This window comes from Streptomyces sp. NPDC041124, from assembly GCF_055592385.1.
Window position 1 is genome coordinate 502004 of sequence record NZ_JBVIYR010000003.1, and the last position, 18179, is coordinate 520182.

General features: G+C 70.2%; 12 protein-coding genes. 7 read left to right on the forward strand and 5 right to left on the reverse strand.

Going from position 1 to position 18179, the window contains the following annotated elements; translation table 11 throughout:
* Positions 1-16 precede the first annotated feature (16 nt).
* Positions 17-487, reverse strand: a complete 471-nt coding sequence (locus tag ACZ6A9_RS10650; protein WP_468982942.1) for a cation:proton antiporter regulatory subunit — start codon at positions 485-487, stop codon at positions 17-19.
* Between the two features lie 177 nt (positions 488-664).
* Here ACZ6A9_RS10650 and ACZ6A9_RS10655 point away from each other — a divergent pair, with 177 nt between their 5' ends.
* Entirely contained in the window at positions 665-1474 is an 810-nt protein-coding gene (locus ACZ6A9_RS10655) for a YwqG family protein (RefSeq protein ID WP_468982216.1), read from the forward strand.
* Between the two features lie 24 nt (positions 1475-1498).
* Here the strand turns inward: ACZ6A9_RS10655 and ACZ6A9_RS10660 are convergent, their stop codons facing one another.
* A complete protein-coding gene (locus tag ACZ6A9_RS10660; protein WP_468982947.1) occupies positions 1499-2602 on the reverse strand; it encodes a hypothetical protein in 1104 nt (367 codons plus the stop codon).
* A 496-nt stretch (positions 2603-3098) separates the two neighbouring features.
* Here ACZ6A9_RS10660 and ACZ6A9_RS10665 point away from each other — a divergent pair, with 496 nt between their 5' ends.
* The 6 genes from ACZ6A9_RS10665 to pglW all read left to right on the forward strand — a co-directional run bounded on the left by ACZ6A9_RS10665 (position 3099) and on the right by pglW (position 14690).
* The gene (locus ACZ6A9_RS10665; RefSeq protein ID WP_468982218.1) at positions 3099-4439 is read left to right on the forward strand and encodes a DUF4241 domain-containing protein; all 1341 of its coding nucleotides are present in this window, start codon (positions 3099-3101) and stop codon (positions 4437-4439) included.
* Positions 4440-5162: 723 nt separating this feature from the next.
* On the forward strand, positions 5163-5951 hold the full coding sequence (locus ACZ6A9_RS10670; protein ID WP_468982221.1) for a hypothetical protein: 789 nt from the start codon (positions 5163-5165) through the stop codon (positions 5949-5951).
* Complete coding sequence (locus ACZ6A9_RS10675; RefSeq protein ID WP_468982225.1) at positions 5948-7270, forward strand: 7-cyano-7-deazaguanine synthase; 1323 nt, start codon at positions 5948-5950, stop codon at positions 7268-7270. The genes ACZ6A9_RS10670 and ACZ6A9_RS10675 overlap by 4 nt, the downstream gene beginning before the upstream one ends.
* Positions 7271-7423: 153 nt before the next feature.
* A complete protein-coding gene (locus ACZ6A9_RS10680; RefSeq protein WP_468982227.1) occupies positions 7424-7837 on the forward strand; it encodes an effector-associated constant component EACC1 in 414 nt (137 codons plus the stop codon).
* Positions 7837-10044 (forward strand): caspase family protein, encoded by a 2208-nt coding sequence (locus ACZ6A9_RS10685; RefSeq protein WP_468982229.1) that lies wholly within the window; start codon positions 7837-7839, stop codon positions 10042-10044. The genes ACZ6A9_RS10680 and ACZ6A9_RS10685 overlap by 1 nt, the downstream gene beginning before the upstream one ends.
* Before the next feature lie 203 nt (positions 10045-10247).
* Positions 10248-14690: a BREX system serine/threonine kinase PglW gene (gene pglW / locus ACZ6A9_RS10690; RefSeq protein ID WP_468982231.1), complete on the forward strand. Its 4443-nt coding sequence runs from the start codon at positions 10248-10250 to the stop codon at positions 14688-14690.
* Positions 14691-14736: 46 nt separating this feature from the next.
* Here pglW and ACZ6A9_RS10695 read toward each other — a convergent pair whose 3' ends face one another.
* Genes ACZ6A9_RS10695 through ACZ6A9_RS10705 form a run of 3 tightly spaced genes read right to left on the reverse strand, consistent with a single transcriptional unit; the run spans position 14737 to position 18094 of the window.
* Positions 14737-16191, reverse strand: a complete 1455-nt coding sequence (locus ACZ6A9_RS10695) for a hypothetical protein (RefSeq protein ID WP_468982234.1) — start codon at positions 16189-16191, stop codon at positions 14737-14739.
* Positions 16188-17588, reverse strand: a complete 1401-nt coding sequence (locus tag ACZ6A9_RS10700; RefSeq protein WP_468982236.1) for a KGGVGR-motif variant AAA ATPase — start codon at positions 17586-17588, stop codon at positions 16188-16190. The genes ACZ6A9_RS10695 and ACZ6A9_RS10700 overlap by 4 nt, the downstream gene beginning before the upstream one ends.
* On the reverse strand, positions 17585-18094 hold the full coding sequence (locus ACZ6A9_RS10705; protein ID WP_468982238.1) for a hypothetical protein: 510 nt from the start codon (positions 18092-18094) through the stop codon (positions 17585-17587). The genes ACZ6A9_RS10700 and ACZ6A9_RS10705 overlap by 4 nt, the downstream gene beginning before the upstream one ends.
* Between the last annotated feature and the right edge of the window lie 85 nt (positions 18095-18179).

Genomic DNA, 18179 nt, shown 5'->3' on the forward strand with positions numbered 1-18179 from the left:
GGACCGGCCCGGAGCGTCACTCCCGGCCGAGAATCCCGGCGGCCACCCCGACACCCTCACGGGTGCCGATCACGATCAGGGTGTCACCGCCGGCCAGCCGGAAGTCCGGCCCGGGCGACGGGACGGCCTCGGACCGGCGCAGTACCGCGACCACGGACACACCGGTGTCCGTACGCATCCGGGTGTCCCCCAGCGGCCGCCCGCTCCAGTACGACCCCGCCGGCAGTTCGACCCGCTCGGCGACCAGGCCCAGTTCGGCCGTCGCCAGCAGGTTCGGGCTGTGGTGGGCGGGCATCACGGCGTCTATCACCGCCCCCGCCTCCTCGGCGGTCATCCGCAGCGACAGCGCGGTGGCGTCCGGGGCGTCCGTGCGGTAGGTGTTCAGCGTCCGGGACCCGTCGAGATGCGCGATCACCGACAGCCGCCGCCCCTCCCGCGTGGCCAGGTCGTACCGCACACCGATCCCCGGCAACGGCGTGTGCCCCATGCGCGCGGCGCCGCCCATGACCGTCCCCCTGCAAGAAGTGAGTGCCCCTACGGGCCATGACCGACGGCACCCTACGTCACTCCCCTCCCTCCCCGTAATCCACCCCGTCGGCTGTCGGTGCCCCGTACTAGCGTGCCCGCGACATCCCGTCGATCTTTGCGCGCTTGAGGAGCCACGATGCCCGCAGACGTACCCGAGCCGCCCGCGAGGAATCCGCGCACCCCGATACCGGAGTACGCGGACCTCGCCCGGCACACCACCCTCCTCGACCCGGAACCCGGCGATCCCGGTGTGCGGGAGAGCTCGCTGGGAGGCAAGCCGCTGTGGCCCGCGGACGAGCCGTGGCCGTACTGCGCGCAGGAGGGCCACTGGACGTACGGGTCCGACCCGCGCAACCACACCGAGATCGTCCCGGGCGCGGTGCCCATGGTGCCGGTCCTTCAGCTCTTCGCCCGTGACGTACCGGGGCTGGAGTTCCCGGAGGGGAAGGACCTGCTGCAACTGGTGTGGTGCGCGCTCATCCACGAGGAGGACCCCCAGGGGCTGGTGCTGCCCCGGCTCTACTGGCGCAACGAGGCGGAGGTCACCGCCGGCGGGCTGCTGTCCGATATCCCCGAGGCGGGCGAGGGGGAGTACGACGAGGACAACATGCCGGAACCCTCCACCCTGTCCCCGACCACCGCGGAGGACTTCCCGAGCCCGCACGACCTGCCCGAGGACATGCGGGAGACCGGGGGATGCCGTCTCCCGGTGCCCGCGGACGGCTCCCTGCGGCCCCCCGGCTCCCACATCATCGCGACGAAGGCCGGCGGCTGGCCCGCCTGGACGCAACCCGCCGACTGGCCGGACTGCGCGAGCGGACACCGCATGGAACACCTGCTGACCATCACCGGCGACATCCAGCTGGGCGACTGCGGCGGCGTCTACTTCTTCCACTGCCGGCAGTGCCCCGGCCACCCCTGGGACTGGCGCTTCGACTGCCACTGACAGCCGGCCACCCGGGCGGCCCCCTCAGGACCGGGTGGCGGTCCCGCACCCCGCGTCGCCGGCCTCCCGCATGCGTGTCTCCATCGACGTGCTCCGGTCGTACGGGTCGACCGCGGGACCGTCCCCCGGGCGCGAGGTCGCGCGCTCCGCGCCGAACTCGGGGGTGAGGTAGCCGGTGAAGGTGTCGCAGCCGCCGTTGGTGGAGTCCACCTTGTAGGAGACGAGGGAGAACGTACCCGGCTCGACGAAGACCTTCTCCGGGTCGTCCCAGCTCATCACGACCTCGCGGCGCACGATGGTGCGCACCACCTCGTCGCTGCCCGCGGCGGCACGCACCACGGGATACACGTAGGTGACATCCGTGGTCACCTCCACCGCCCCGAGCCTGCCCTCCCGGTACGTGATCCGCCCCCGCGTCTTCACCACGTCCCCGACCAGCCGGACCTCCGCCGCCTCGAACCGGCTGAACAGCAGCAGGGGATCGTTCTCCCGGCTGGGCGCGCGGAACGCTGCCGCCAGGTAGTCCCGCACATCCCGCTGATGGGGATTGATCGACGCGATCGCCTTCTCCGGCCGCTCCCCGCGCAGCACACCGGGATCCAGACTGGACGCGGCAAGGAAGTCGCGGGTCTTCTCGAGGGCCTGGGCGACCTGCCCCTTGCTCATCCAACCGGTCGCCCGCGCCTCGGGCATCCCGATCCCCGCCGTCCCGTCACCCCACTGCGCCGCGGGCGACCCCCGGAACGGCTGCTCCGGAGTGGGACCTTGAGCGGACGCCGCCGTCGGCGGCGGCTGATCCGGACGCGCCGACTCCACACCGAGCGGCGCACCCTCCCCGCCTCCGCTTCCTCCCCCGAACCACCCGGCCACCCGCCCCGGATCCAACGCCACCACCACCAGAGCGACCGCGACCAGCAGACCGACGACGTACCAGCCCTTGCCTCCTCGCCGCCGGGCCGGCTGGTGGCCCCGCCACGGCTCCGGCGGCCCGCTCTCCTCCCGCAACCGCCGCGCCACCATCCGGGCCCGCGCCGACGGCTCCTCGGGCGCACCCCCGGTCCCCGCCTCGGCGTCACGAAGGAAGCGCTCCCACTCCTCGTCCGGTATGGACTCCCCGCCCTTGCCCACGTCGGGCCCCGCCCTTCTCACCCGCCCCGGCCCCTCCCCAGGGCCGGTCACTGTCCGCGCATCATCACACAACGCGACCCGGCGCCATGATCACCACCGCACAGGGCGCCGAGGCGCACACCTCGGCGCCGCTCAGGACAACGGGCGCCGGCAACCGAACGAGCACGTGGTCGTTCGCTTCCTTCATGAGGGCGTTGTCCGACGGTGAGCTCCGCCGCAGGCACGACGAACCCAGCGGTCCGGCACAGTGCTCGTCACTGCCACTGTCCTGATCGACGGACGGCACTTACCCAGCGCAGCTGCCCCCGCAGACGTCACACGCCCGGATCACACGGGCGCACGCTGATCCACTGCGCTCTCCGGGTGGCGGGACGTGAACCCGTCTGCCCGCGCGGCACCGGGCGGACCATCGTCTCCGCCGGCCGGGACGAGGCCATGCCTCGCTGTCGGAGGTGCCGGTTATGGTGTGGCGGCCGCTGGAGCCAGAGGGAGACTCATGCGTTCGAGGATCGACATCGACGTCGTCTACTGCGCGGGATGGAATCCGCGGACGCGGCTGCCGGCGGGGGTGATGAGTGAGGACCGGGCGCGCGAACGCGACAGGGCAGGAGAGCCGTACGCGGTGCTGCTCGGCGGCGAGGGCCGGCAGCGGGCGCTGCTCCAGGTGAGCTGGAGCGACCACTACCTCGGAGTGTTCCTCTTCGATGCACAGCAACGACGCGTCCGCGGCTACGACTACCGGGAGTTGACGGCGGGACGGCTGCACCTGCGCCGCTACGAGGAGTGGCGCCACACGTCCGCTGACGAGCCCGAGTTCCCGGAGAACGGTTGGCACTTCACCCTCACCGCCAGGCCCGGCGGCGAGAGTGCGCATGTCGAACTGCACCACGGCGGCAGCCTGAGCACCGTCCGGGACCTCCCCGAACAGCACCGGACCCTGCGCCGTGCGCAATTCGGCGACTGGACGGCGTACGCCGACGGACGGATGCTCGGCTTCACAACGGACGTCACCCTGTCTCCCACGCCCGCTGCCCATGAGGAACAGCCCGCATCCCCGGCCGCAGCATGGTCCGCTCCGAGGGGACTTCGCCCCCGGCATCTGGAGGCCCTGTTCACCCCGGGCAGTCGCTTCGCCGCCGAAGAATCCGGCACGGCGACCGTCACCGCTCCGCAGACGGCTGGTGTCCTGCGGCTCTCCACCGGCTCGGTCATAGCAGCAGACCCCGGCACTCTCAGCGACGTTGACGAACCCTTCACCGTGCCGGTGCCGCCGGGCGAGTATCCCGTGTTGATCGCCACCATGGAGTGGGACGGCAAGGGGTGGGGCGAGAACACCGCCGCCATGCTGAGCGTCCTCGACAAGTCCACCGTGAGCTGGGAACTCGCCGTCCGGCCCGATCAGGACACGCGATTGCTGGGCGAGGGGGAGTTCTACGGCTTCGGAGTGGACAGCGGCATGGGGGCGTTCCTCGACGCGGCAGGGCGTGACGTCCTGGCCGCAGCGTGCGAGCACGGGTGTGAACCGGGGGAGACCAGCGCCCCCGACACGGAGACCAACCTGATCGCCTACCGCAGCGGCAGGGGCGACGGCTCGTACCCGGTCTGGATCGGACGAACGACGGAAGGAGAGGTGACCTGCCTGGTGGCCGACATGCTCATCCTCCACCACGCCCAGGCCCTGCCGCCGACCGTGCCCGACACCACCGCCTTCCTGACCCCGGCCGTGGCGGAAGGTGCCCTCCGGCCTCGGCCGGGCAACGCTCAGGACGCGTCGGAGTTCATCTCCGCGATGGTCGCCGAGGTCGCCGACTTCGCCGAGAGCCTGACGTGGGGATAGCGAGCACCACTGGCTCTCTCACCCGGGGCCCTCGGGCGCTGGACGCCGTCTCCGGTCGGCCTTGAAGGGCCCCGACGGGGAGCCTGTTGCCCGCGTCAGGTGACTGTGTCATCAGGGTGCGGGAAGACGAAACAGGTCCGCAGCCTACTCACGTGAGAAGGCTGCGGACCTGGTGTTTCTCTGTCGGGGTGGCGGGATTTGAACCCACGACCTCTTCGTCCCGAATGAGGTTCGGTTGGTGAGCCTGCCAGCTTCGATGGCGTTTCAGCAGGTCAGAGCGTTGGACTTAATTGGTGTCGCGTGGCCTGGAAGGGGTTCGGGGAGCGGGTTGGCTCCCAGATGGCTCCCAGCGGGACCTCAGCCAGCGACTGCCGAGTCCGCCCTCCGCGTCGTGTCCACGGAGGCCGATCGCCGCGAGCAGATTGACCCTCCGCTGCGTCATGCGTAACTGACCTAGCGTTCCATAGGAGGCGCAAAACGCGGCACAAGGATCAATTTTGTCAGCCCCTGACCTGCCCTGGAGCGGGCCTGCGCGATGTCCGTGACTCGGCGCTACGTCTGGTCGCACTCCCAGCGCGTGTGTCACAGAAGGTGAAATTTCTGGCCGACTGATCGCCGGGCCGGTCCGCGCCGCGCTGGCCGAGTTCAGCTCTACCTGCGAATCGTCCGGTCTGATGCCATGGCTGGAGGAGCGGGGCGGTACACCATCGGGTTGGGGGCGCTGTGGGGACATCCACGCCATGGAAGGGGCCGAGCGGCGACCAGTGGAGCTCTGCTGCGAGGCGGCTGGCGCGCTGGCGAGAGGACTCGCGCAACGCGAATCAGCGGCTGGAGGAGATCGCCGCCGACCATCTGCGTGCCCTGCACGAAACGCTCCGTGCCGATCGATCGGCTTTCGGGTTGTACGACACGGCCTGTGCGGCCGGTGAACGGCTCGCCGGGGCTTTGGGCTCGCTGGCCACCGAGGGCGCGGAGTCGACGGATGTACTCGTCGCACGACTCGTCTCGGAAATCGGCGGAGATGGCGGCACGCTCGCCGACGCCGCGGTGCGCAGAGGGGTGGCAGCGGCGGTTCGGGATGTCCGTGACAGACATCCCGAAATGGCCGACGCGATAGATGGAGGCGCATCGGGCAGCGGTTTCGCCTGGGACATCCTGTGCGACCTCTACCAGGTTTTCTTCGCCGACATGGTGGGGGAGTTCCTCAGGTCCGTTGTCGCTGAGCAGGTCAAGCTGGCGGTCCCGGTGCTCATTGCGACCGATCCGGAAGGCAGGATCGCCGACTGGGTCGCGGAGAAGGTGGTGGACCTGGTGCCGAATCCCTGCGAGGAGTCCGTCGAAGCGACGGGCTCTGCACAGGCTCTGGAAACCGCGCAGTTGGTGGTGGGCGCTGTGGAGGATCCGTCGGCCGCGCTGCCCAAGATCGCCGAGTTGCTGGTGCCGCGGGCGGTCGGAAAGGTGCTTGGCCTGATCACCGAGGAGATCACCGGCGAAGAGGGAGCTGCGGCGTGACCGATTCCGAAGCCTTCCTGTGGTGGCGCGGCCCCAGGGGCGATCGACCCCCTGGCGACCGCTGGACGGAGATCGGCGAGGACGCCTTCCAGGAACGGGAGGTTCGCATCACCGGCCGGCACCACCTGCCCGGTCCTGTCCCCGAGTGGGCTGAGGATCTGTTCCGCGTCGCTAGGGCCGCGTTCATCGCCGACAAGTACGTACGCCGGACCGGAGCGCAGGACCGGTGGACCCGCCGTATCAGCCTCGCCGTGCCCGTCACGGAATACGAGCGGTGGGGAAGCACGGCTGTCCGTACCCACCTCATTGCCCTCCTGCAAGTCCTCACCGGGGACCTCTGGAACGTGGATTTCCGGCCCCTCACCGGTCACTACGTCGAGGAGGCGATGGTCTCTCCCGACGACCCGCGTGCATCGGAAGTCGCCTTGTTCTCCGGTGGACTGGATTCCCTCAGCTGGGCTGCCACCCGTTCGCGCGCCAACGAATCCCGACCGCTCCTGCTCGTGATGTTCCGCGAGATCGGTCTGCTGCGTCTCCAGCAGCGGGTGTACAAGGCCGTCGAGCGACTGGACGGAGCGCGGCCGGTGCTGCTGTTACCGATGAGCCAGACCCCAGCGGGCGACGGCTCGGGAACACGGCTGGAGACCTCCTCCCGCACACGTGGTCTGCTGTACGCGGCGGGCGCGATCCGCGCCGCCGCCGCGCACGGAGTGGGTACCGTCCACATCCCCGAGAACGGCCAGCTCGCCCTCAATCCGCCTCTGACAGCAGCGCGTTCGGCAGCCTGCTCCACGCGTTCCGTGCACCCGCGGACACTGAGCAGTCTGAACGCCCTGGTAACTGCCGTGAGTGACACAAAGAGCACCGTGCAGGTGGTTAACCCCTTGGCACGGCTGACGAAAGGCGAGGTATGCAAGGTCGGGCGTGATGCGGGCCTCACTACGTCCGACCTGGAGTCCACCTTGAGTTGCGGCAAGCCGCCATCCCGCCGAAGCGGTGGCCCTCCTATCGCCAACTGCGGTGTCTGCTTCCCGTGCCTCGTGCGCCGCTGCGGGCTGCTCCACGCTAACGGCACCGACGACACCCGGTACGAGGCATTGCCATGGGCAGATGACCTACCTCTTGACCGTGGTGCCGACTGGCGCGCACTGCAGCGGTGGCTGCTTGGCCGGTACACCCTTACGGACGTCCTCACCGATACCCCACTGCCGCCGGACATGGATCCGGTGGTCGCCTTCGACTTGATCAGGCGCGGGCGGAAGGAGCTGGAGCGCCTGCTTCGGATGGCGGCTGTCGCTGAGGTCGTTGACGCAGCGTAGTCGGCAGCGTGGGGCATGCATCAACGGCATGCGTGTGACGACCAGTTGGGACGTATTCTGCTCTCTGGGCTGAGAGTTGCGGCAGGAGTGACGGCTCCGTATCCACTTCTTGCCGTGAGCGCCGGGCAGCAGAGGCAACAGGGGGGAGATGCCGTGGAGATTCAGATCACGGTCGATACGCAGGGCGACGACGCGGCGACACATGATCTGTACTACTGGCTGCGGCAGGATCGTGAACTCCGGCCTCACATGGAGTTCGAACTGGCACGAGCCTCCGAAGCCTCTGAGCGCATGAGCGCAGGCGAGATCATTAACATGATCGTCAGCAATGGAATTGCTGCGGCAAGCTTGCTGGTGAACGTCGTGGTCGCCTGGCGAACAGCCCGTCCTTCGCAGCGGGGGGCCGTGACCTTCGAGCGCGGCGGTATGACAGTGACCGTGCACGATACCTCGGGCGACACTTTGCGCCGCGTCGGAGAGCTGTTGGCTTCCGAGCCTCACGGCGGAGACCCGGAGGCCACTGGTACGGGACAGCAGTCGGCTCCGTCGAGCTTCGGGAATCGGTGATGGGCCTGCCCAACCCCGGCGGAACCCGTGTGGTGCTGATCGGCGCGGACAAGTACCAGAGCTTCCAGGACCTGCCGGCAGTGCACAACAACCTCGTCAGGCTGGCGGAGCTGTTCACGTCTCCGCAGGCTGGGGGCCTGCCTACTAATCATTGCGTGACGGTGCGTAACCCTGCTGACCGTAAGGACGTGCTCGATGCGGTATACCAGGCGGCGAGCGAGGCGACAGACACGCTGGTGGTGTACTTCGCTGGCCACGGCATGCCGTCACACGATGGATCTCTCTACCTTGCACTGGGACATTCCGAGCAGGGACGGAAGCTGTACGAGTCAGTGGCGTACAGCGATCTCCGCGCTGAAGTGCTGGAAAGCGTGGCGCCCAGAAAGGTCGTGATCCTCGACTGTTGCTACAGCGGCGCCGCGCTGGAGGGATACATGGGCGGCTCGGATGAGTTCGCGGACCAGACTGCCATCGAGGGCACCTGTGTCATGACCGCCTCAGCCGCGACGCGGGCGGCCATGGCTCCCGTAGGTGCGTCCTTCACCGCGTTCACCGGTGAACTGGTGCGAGCCGTTTCCGAGGGCATTCCAGAGGTGTCGGACCCACTCGACATGGACTCCCTCTACCGGCACGTCCGCCGCGAACTGGCCGCAAAAGGCATGCCGGTACCTCAGCAACGGGCCGGTAACCACGGACACGCCATCGCGCTGTTCCGGAACAAATGGAAACGGCCTCGGGAGAAGCCCACACTCGCGGCTCTGAGAGAGGAGTGGTTCCGCGCCATCCAGGAAGGGCTGCTCTGGCATGTGCGGGATGTTCCAACACTTGATAAGGGTCGAATGCGCTCCGACTTCGGTGATCACGGGCTCATCGGCTCCCTGCTGATTGCACGGATCGCCGCCCGGCTCGCCCGGGGGGAGGGCAGGGCGAGGATTCGTGACTGGCTCGCCACCAGTCCGTTTTTCACAGCGCCCGGCCCTGACGGCGATGAGCTCAACGAACTGATCGCCAAGGTGCATTTCGGGTTTGAGCATGACGGGCTGGCTACCACCGTCGTGGTTCTCGACGGCCTGGGGCTGCTCTCCTGGAGCCCGGAGAGCACGGATATGCTCCTCACCGAGTACTGGGCAGCCCAACGAGGCCGCACAATGCCTCGCACACGTGTGGAACACGAACTCAAGGAGCTGTGGCACAGCACGGACTCTCGTGTCCACGCGGCCCTCTCGGCGCTGCCGTCCTCTCCACTGGAGGCATACCCCGACGTGTGGAAGAGGCTGAAGGGCGAGCCGGACTTCCGTGTCGGCAACGTCGGAGCCATGGCGCTTGGCCGGCTTGGGGGCGACCGTGCCTGGGATCGGTGGATGTCCACCCGCCCCTGGAGCATTCTCAAGGCTCGCCACCTGGTGAGCCTCGGCGGAGATCTCGCTCGCTGCCAGGCCGCGCAGCGTGCTCTGGGTCGTCTCCTCGATCAAGCACCTCCCGGCGACGAGTTCCGCGGTGTACTTGAGCGTGCCGCAGAGATCATCCAAGAGCAGTTGGAGCAGATCGCCCTGGCTGTAGAGGGCATGAGCGCTGTCGAATACGAGCTGCTGCGCGAGCGCAGCCGGGACGAACACTTCCAGGACAGTTGCCTCGTCACCTTCCAACAACATCTGCTGGAGCGGCGGTACCAGTTGTTCACCCCTTTCCCTGAGCACGCGGCGACGCACGGCACCTGGGGCCCGCTTCCATGGTGGTCGATCGCCCTGCACGACGAACGCGAACAACGGGCAGCGCAGGAACTGCTCGCCCGCGGCGGTATGCAGCTGGGCGTCACCGCCAAGAGCCGAGACGCCGACGAGCTCGTCATCACCTGCCAGGAGCCCGGGCCCGGGCCCTCGCGCATCACAGCCCGCCTCCACTTTGATCTCCACGACGCCGTGCACGCCTGCGAGCTGCTCCTTCTTGCCCGTCGGCAGAAAGTGGCGGTGGACTTTCTCTCGGAACACATCGACGAGTGGGACGATCGCGAGGTCAACCTCATCGGCACGTTTCCCATCGACCTGGGCGGCGACCTCGGAGCCACCCTTGCCGACATCGCGACCCACGCGCTGCGCCGACTCATGCCGGGCGCATCGGGATCAGCCTTCCACAACGAAGGGGTTGCGTCGCTCGACATGCTCCTGAAGTCATCACGGCTCCCGCAGATCTGCCGTCATCCGAGATAGAGGCTGTTGCATGCGTCGTGGCCGGCTGCGGGTGTCGCGCCGGGTGTGAGATGTCGCCGGTGCCCGGCGAAGACGGCACGTATCCGAGCCGGACGGCCGCTCGGTCTCCGTCCACAAACCGGTTTCGGCCGCTCCCCCTCGCGATAGGCTCGACCAGGCACTTTTACACGTGGTCCGTGAGGAAAGCCTGGGGAGGCCGGACGGTGACAGCTCAGTCAGACACGTCGGCACCGAGGCCCGGTGCGCCCAAGCCGGGCCCGCCGCGTCCCGCCCGGCAGTGGTTCCAGGAGCGCCCCTCGCCGTACCCGTGGGAGCAGGACGCGCTGGACCATGTGCGGGGACTCATGCCGCAGGCCGAGCCGTTCCGCGCCTGGGCCACGTTCTCCTTCACTGCGATGTCCGGCCGTGTCAACGAGTGCGATCTGCTGGTCGCCGTTCCCGCCGGCCTCTTCCTCGTCGAGATCAAGGGGCATCCGGGGCAGCTCCGCAACACCGGGTCGACCTGGAACTTCCAGGGCCCCGACCGCATGCGGACCATCAACAACCCCCTGCACCTGACCGACCTGAAGTCCAAGGAGCTGAAGAGCCAGCTCCAGTGGGCGGCCCGCAGACTGGGCCTCTCCGAGCGAGTCGTCCCGCGGGTCGAACCCGCCGTGTTTCTCTCGTCACCCGACCTGGAAAGCCACCTGGACGAGGTCCAGCAGATCAAGGTCTACGGCCGTGACGACGGCGGCAGCGGCCTGAAGCGGATCTGGCAGGACTTCCTCGGTCTGCCCCCCGACCGTCCCGACCGGCGCATCACGCCGGAGTTCTCGCGGCACACCCTGCCACAGCTGCTCAAGGCGATCGGGATCCGCCAGTCCACGGCCCACCTCCGCTTCGGTGACGCCTGGAAGATGGAGTCGCACCCGCTGGATGCCGGACCGTCCTGGGAGGACCGCCTGGCCACCCGGGACGACGGCCTCGTCCAGGAGGAGGGCCGGGTCCGCATCTATCTGGTGAGCCAGATGGCGACGGAGGCGGCCCGCAGGGCCACCGAACGGGCCGCGCGCCGCGAGTACCAGGTGCTGCAGGGAATCACCCACCGCGGCATCGTCGACGCGCTCGACTACCGCGAGCACCAGGGCGGACCGGCGATCCTCTTCCGCCATCGCCACGGTGATCTCCGCCTGGATCAGTACCTGGACACCTACGGCGGCAGACTGACGCCCGAGATCCGTCTGGACCTGGTCCGGCAGCTCGCCGAGGCGGTCCGTTACGCGCACAACCGCTCGCTCTACCACCGGGCACTCGCGGCCCGCTCCGTGTACGTGTCGTTCCGGGCCGACGGGACGGCTCCGGAGCTGCGGATCACCGACTGGCAGACGGCGGCGCGGGACTTCGACAGCAACGCCACGTTCTTCCGCTCCATCGGCGGTTCCGCCCTCGACGCCGCCCTGATCGAGGACGCGGCCCGGGTCTATCTCGCCCCCGAGTCGGACCAGCCGTACGCGGACCCGGCCGACCTGGACATCTTCGGCCTCGGCGCGGTCGCCTACCTGATCCTCACCGGCCGTCCGCCGGCCACCCAGCGCAGCGACCTCGCCGAACGGCTCCGCGGCGACGGTGGCCTGCGCCTGTTCGCGGTGACCGACGGCCTGCCCGACACGCTCGACGACCTGGTCTTCCGGGCGACCCGCGCCGACGTCAACGAGCGGCTCGGCTCGGCCGAGGCGTTCCTGGACCTGCTGGACGAGGCGGAACGCGCCAGCATCCTCCCGGACACACCGGCGGCGGCCTGCGTCGACCCGCTCGAAGCGGCGCCCGGGCAGGCGCTCGACGCGGAATGGACGGTACGCCGTGTCCTGGGCACCGGCGCCACCGCACGCGCCCTGCTCGTGGAGCGGGCCACGGAGGACGAGGACGGCCGTACCCAGGTCGACGAGCACGTTTTCAAGGTCGCTCTCGACGAGGAGAAGGCGGGGCGGCTCCGCGCCGAGGAGAGGGCGCTGCGCAAGGTCGGCGGCGGCTCCGTCGTCCAGCTGCGCGGCGAGGGGCTGCGGGAGCTCGGCGGGCGCACCGTCCTGGAGCTGGAGTACGCCGGCGCGCAGTCGCTCGGCGAGCGACTGCGCGGCAAGGGGCGGCTCACCTACCACGAGCTGGAGCGCTTCGCGGACGACCTGTTCCATGCCCTGGACCAGCTCGCCGCGCAGGGCGTGCGCCACCGCGACATCAAGCCGGACAACTTCGGCATCCAGCGCCGCAAGGACCGCACCTGGCAGCTCAAGCTGTTCGACTTCTCCCTGACGGACGCCTCCGACCGGGACGTGAAGGCCGGCACGCGCGGCTATCTCGACCCGTTCCTCGGTTCGATGCGCCGCGCCCACTACGACGACCACGCGGAGCGGTACGCCGCCGCGGTCACCCTCCACGAGATGGCGAGTGGTGAGCGTCCGCTGTGGGGCGAGGGGCAGCTCGACCCGCTGACCAACGAGTCGGCCGAACTTCACGTCGCCACCGAGCTGTTCGAGCCCGCGCTGCGCGAGGGACTCACCGCTTTCTTCCAGCGGGCGCTGCACCGTGACACCGAACAGCGCTTCGACACGCTGCGGCAGATGTGGGACGTCTGGCGGGAGGTGTTCCGTGCTGCCGACGCGACCGCGCCCGCCACGACTCCCTCCACCGTGGGGGCTTCGTCCGACGATCCGGAGGAGGCCCGCGACCGGGCCGCTGCGGCGGCCGGCCCGACGACGCCGCTGGATGCCGCCGGCCTCTCGCCGCGTGCCGTGTCGGTGGCCGGCCAACTGGGCGCGACGACGGTCGGGGAGTTGCTGGACATCCAGCCGTACGCCATCTCCAAGGCGCGCGGCGCGGGCGCCCTGGTCCGCAAGGAACTCAACCGGCGCCGCAAGCAGTGGGCCACAGCGCTGCGCCCGGCGGCGCCTTACGCGCCCCCCCGCCGGCAGGCGTCCGACGCCGGGGCCTCGCCGCAGGCTGCCCCCGGCTCCGACGAGACCCGCATCCTGTCGATAGACGACATGGCGGCGCTCCTGGTCCCGGAGCCGGGCCGCAAGGGCTCCCACCGTGCCGACGTCGTACGCCTCACCCTGGGCCTGCCCCTGGATGACGGCGGGCTGTCCCCGCTCGGCGCCTGGCCCGTACAGGCCCGGATCGCCGACCATCTGGGCATCAAGCAGACCTCCGTCTCCCGCCACCACCGGAACGAGATCAGGAGGTGGACCGAGGCCGACTGGCTGGCCCCGGTCCGCACCGAGCTGACCGAGATCGTCGAGGCCGTCGGCCGGGTGATGACCGCCGACGAGGCCGCGGCCGAACTCCGGGCTCGCCACGGCGCCGGGGCGGACACCCCTGCGAGGACGCTCGCCAGGGCCTTGGCCGTCGTGCGGGCCGCCGCCGACGCGGAGACCGCCGAACGCCAGGACGAGGACCCCGCCGGGCAGCACGAGCCCCGTGTCGCCGTGCACCGGCGCGGCGACACCGTCCTGCTCGCCGCCGAGTCCCTGCCGGGCGCCGACGACCCCAGCCCGCGCGAGCTGGCGGACTACGCGGCGCTCCTCGGCCAGGCCGCCGAACGGCTGGCCCGGCAGGACCCCCTGCCCGGCCGGGGCGAGGTCCTGCGTGCCCTGCGGTCCGTGCCCGCGCCCGACGGACTGGCCCCGCTCGCCGACACCCGCCTGGTGTCCCTGGCCGCCGCGACGGCCCCCGCCGTCGCGGCCACGCCCCGGCTGGAGCTGTACCCGCGTGACCTGAGCCTGGAACGGGCGGTGCGCATCTCCCAGGCGGGCGCGGGCGTCCGCCGCGACCGGGGGATCACCGTGGCCGAGCTGGTGGCCCGCCTGCGTGCCCGTTTCCCGGGTCTGGACCTGGTGTCGGGCCCCCGGGAACCCACCCATGTGGAACTGCTGGACGCCCTCGAAGGCGCGCGGTTCGACCTCGTGTACGACGACGAGGCGGAGAAGTTCTTCCCCAGGGCACCGGAGTCGAGGGGGCCGTGGAGCTCCACCGGCGCCCTCACCAGCTACCAGCCGCCCACTCCCGTCACCCGGGCCGACCGGGAGGACCCGCACGGCCCGCTGCGGGAGCGGCTGACCGCCGTGGCGGAGCGGGGCGGCTTCCTCGCCCTCACGGTGAAGCCGAACGCGTTCGCGGGAGCGGCGGAGACCGTGGCAGCCGCCTTCCCGGTCGAGGCCGTCGACCTGTCGGACGTGTTCCTCACCGTCTTCCACGCCCTGGCCGCGGAGAAGGGCCAGGACTGGCAGAAGGTCCTGCGCGCCGACAGCCTCTCCACCCCTGGCAGCATCAAGCCGGGGCTGGCGTCCTTCGTCCGGGTGGTCTGGCAGCGCGTCGAACAGGCGGTGCTCGCCCGCGCCGACGCGCCGCGCACCGTGCTGTTCCTGCACGACGCCGGCCTGGTCGCCCGCTACTGGGACGAGGGCGGCCACGCCTTCCTCGTCCGGCTCCAGAACGCGGCACGCCGCCCCGCCGACGCCCCGCACGGCCTGTGGCTGCTGTGCACGGTCGAGACGCGCGCCCAGGAGCCGAAGCTGGACGACCGGACGGTGGAGGTGATCGGCGGCGACGGGGAACGGGCGCACCTGGACCAGGAGTTCCTGGACACGCTGCGGGTGCCGGCCGGCACGGGCTGAGCGTCGGCGGGACGGCGTCGGCCGACCATCTGTCAGCCTTGATGGTTCAGGTCTTCCGGGGCACCCCGCCCTTGCGGCCGATGTTGAACGCCAGCCGGTACACGTCGGGGAGGTCCAGGGCGCCACTGGTTCGTTCGGTCAGGACACCGAGGTCCACCAGTTCCTCGATCAGTGCGAAGGGGTCCCCGGCGTCACGGGGACCGCTGCTCTCGCCGTCGTCCTCCCGCATCCGGCGCAGGGCTTCGGCGAGTCCGCCCTGCTCCCAGCACTGGCGGACGTACGACGGCTCCATCGGTACCTGCCCGCCCTCGAGCCGCTCTATGGCGGCGGCGGCCCAGGCGATGTCCTCCGTCAGCTCCTCCACCCGGACCCGCGACGCCTCGTGGAGGCTCTCCCGGATCGCCTCGTAGTGCAGCGGGTGGGGGTGTCCGGCGTACCGTTCCGTCGTCAGGGCCGCGGCCGAGCGCAGGGCGAGCAGCCAGGTCCTCGGGCTCACCCGGCCCTTGCCGTCCTGGAGGTGGTTCGGAACCCAGGTGAAGGTGTGGCCCTTGCGCCGGTCGGTGCCCATGTACGGGCCGGCCAGCGAGACGAAGACCTTTTCCTGGCACTTCTCGTCGGCGATCACGTCGACCGGCGCGATGAACCGCCCCTCGCCCTCCGGCCGCCACTCGCCGTACTGGGCGCGGAACTTCTCCGCCTCGGCGCTCGGATCGTTGCCCAGCCGGTGGAAGAGCAGCCCGTAGAGGTTCTCCCGGCTCCACTCCAGGTCGGCCGCGTTCGCCCCGAGCTTGGAGGCGTCCGGGAACCTCTTGGGCGCGCTGTCGTACATGTCCGGACGGACGAAGATCTTGGCGCGTAGCGCCCCCGTGGTCAGCCGCAGTTCCAGCGCCACCTGGAACAGCGCCGACACCAGCCGGTCGGCGGTCGCCCGGTCCGCGTGGAGATGGTCCAGGGCGTCGAAGAGCAGCACGCGGGTCTCACCGCTGTCCCGGGCCTCCCGGTCGGCCTTGCGCAGGGCGTCCTCGTACGCGTCCTCGTTCTCCTCGGCCCAACGGATACGGTCGGCCCAGTCGGGGATGCTCGCGATCTCGGGTACACCGAGCGCCATCATCACGACCGCGTACCAAAAGGATTCGTAGACGTCGGAACCGGTCACCTCACGCAGCAGCCGGGCGATCTTGCGTTTGCTCGGGTATGGAGTGTCGCTGCCGCCGCCTGTGGTGAACCCTGTCGTGACCCTGACCCGCCGCAGCCGCGGCATCATGTACGACCGGGCGGCCACCTCCCGCAGCTCGGGGTCGGTCAGCGCCTTTGCCCAGTACGTCTTGCCGGTGCCGCGCGCACCGCGGACCACGGTCACGTCCGGGTCGAGCGCGAGGCGGTGGCTGGACGGCGTGAACAGCCGCCGCAGATCGGGGTTGTCCGTGTCCGCATCGAGCGCGACACCGAGGGCCCTGGTGATCAGGGTGCGGTACTCGTCGGTGGTCGGGGCGGCGGTCATGAGGACTCCGGGGCGGGGTGCGGGTTCGGCAGCAGACGCTCCACCGTAGTCGTGAACGTCCGGTACGCGGCCTCGACGAACGGCAGCTCGGGCCAGTCCCGGCTGCGCAGGGGGTCCAGCCCCACCAGGTCGTTGCCGAAGAGGATGGGGACGGGGGCGTGCGGCGCGTCGTCGTCCTCCAGCGGAGGGTGATACGGCTCGTCGCTCTCGTCGTCCGTGCCGTCCTCGTCCGTGTCGAGCTGGTCGTAGAGCGTCGAGGCGAAAAGCTCCTGGGCGCGGTCGCGCAGGGCGGGCAACCGCTTCGCGTCCCCGGCGGAGTGGAACATGGCCGCCACGATCCGCAGCCGCTCCCGCAGCTCCCGGGCCAGGGCGGGGCGCTGCTGCCACTGCGTGAACAGCATCTTGTAGCCCTCCCAGGTGGAGGGGTTGTCCACCGCGAACAGCAGGGCGAGCCCGCTGAGATGGGTCAGGGTGACCGCCGCGATGTCGTGCATGCCGGCCCTGCTGTCCAGCAGGACGATGTCCGGTGCCCGCGACAACCCGGTCACCTGGTCCTCGCAGGCGGCGATGGCCTGCTCCAGCCGCGCGGCGAACGGCCGTTCGCCGTCACCGGGGTTGAGCCCGGCGAGGTCGCTGTAGATGCGGTTCAGCTTGGCGAGGTAGTCGTACGGCTCGCCCTCCAGCGGCGAGCCGCCCGCGGGCGCGAGCCACACCTCGCCGTTTCCTTTGACCGGCAGCGCGGTGCTCCGCGCCACCAGCTCCAGCCCGTCGGCGTTGCCGACACCGGCCTCGACGAGGTGGTCGACGATGCCGTGCCGGGGGATGCCGGCGGGGTCCTCCAGCAGGTTGGAGATGCCCGGGGACTCAAGGTCGAGGTCCACTACGAGCACGCAGCGGCCCGTTCCCGCCAGGTACCTGGCGAGGACGGCGGTGGCGGTGGTGCGCCCTACTCCGCCCTTGAAGCCGTACAGCGCCACCCGCCGGTCCCGGCGCCCCGCAACCCCGTCGGACGGGGCGGGAACGCTGCGGGCCCAGTCGGTGCCGATGACGGTCCGCTCCAAGACGTGCACGCTGCCCGTTCCGGAACCCTGCCGGGGGCTGACCGGCACACGGTCATCGGCGTCGAAGTACAGCTCGGGTGCGAACAGTTTGTCGGCGAAGAGGACCGGTTCGAGCCCGGTGAAGGGCCGGGTGGCGGCGGTGAACGCGTCCCGGAGCGTCACCACGGCCGGGTTGTCGTGCGCGAGCGGGCTGTGCCGGTCGTCGAGGAGCAGACAGGCCCGGCCGAGCACGTCACGGGTGACGACGACGTCCGTGCCGAACTGTGCGGCGGCCTGCTGCGCGTGGTCGAGGGCGGCCTGCCAGGCGGTGTCGAACCGCACGCGGGAACTGCTCATGCGCGGGTCCTCGTCCCCAGGATGCTCGCCTGCTCATGAGCGGCGATGAGGTCGTACGCGGCCTTCAGGTGCCGGTCGATGACGGTGTCGGTGATCGCGGTGCCGTCGCAGTAGCGGTCTCCGACGTCCCAGCCGGCGAACGGGTTGTTCCAGATGAGCTGGGTGAATAACGCTCCCGACCCGCCCCCTCGGCGGCGGTGGGCGACAGCGGTGAGGTGTTCCCAGAGTTCCGGCAGGTGCCCGTGTTTGTTCGTCCACTGCGGCTTCTTGCGGGAGCGGTCCAGGTACTTCACCTCCGGATGCTCCGGCTTGTTCCACACGTCGAGCCGGGACCCGAGGAAGTCGATCAGAATGGCCTTGACGGCGCACTCCGCCGCCAGCCCGGCCAGATGGTCGGCGGATATCCGCAGGTCCCTCTCGGCGGCCAGCGTGGCCGCGCGATAGTGGTTCCTGCTCGCCGTCGCGAACGCGGGCGGCGGTGTCGCTGAGGGTGTCGAGGCCGTCACGACGATCACTTTAACGAGCCGACCAGGAGGGCCGCGGGGGCTTTTCCCAGATCGCGACGACCCTGGGCCGCCGTACGGGGGCGCG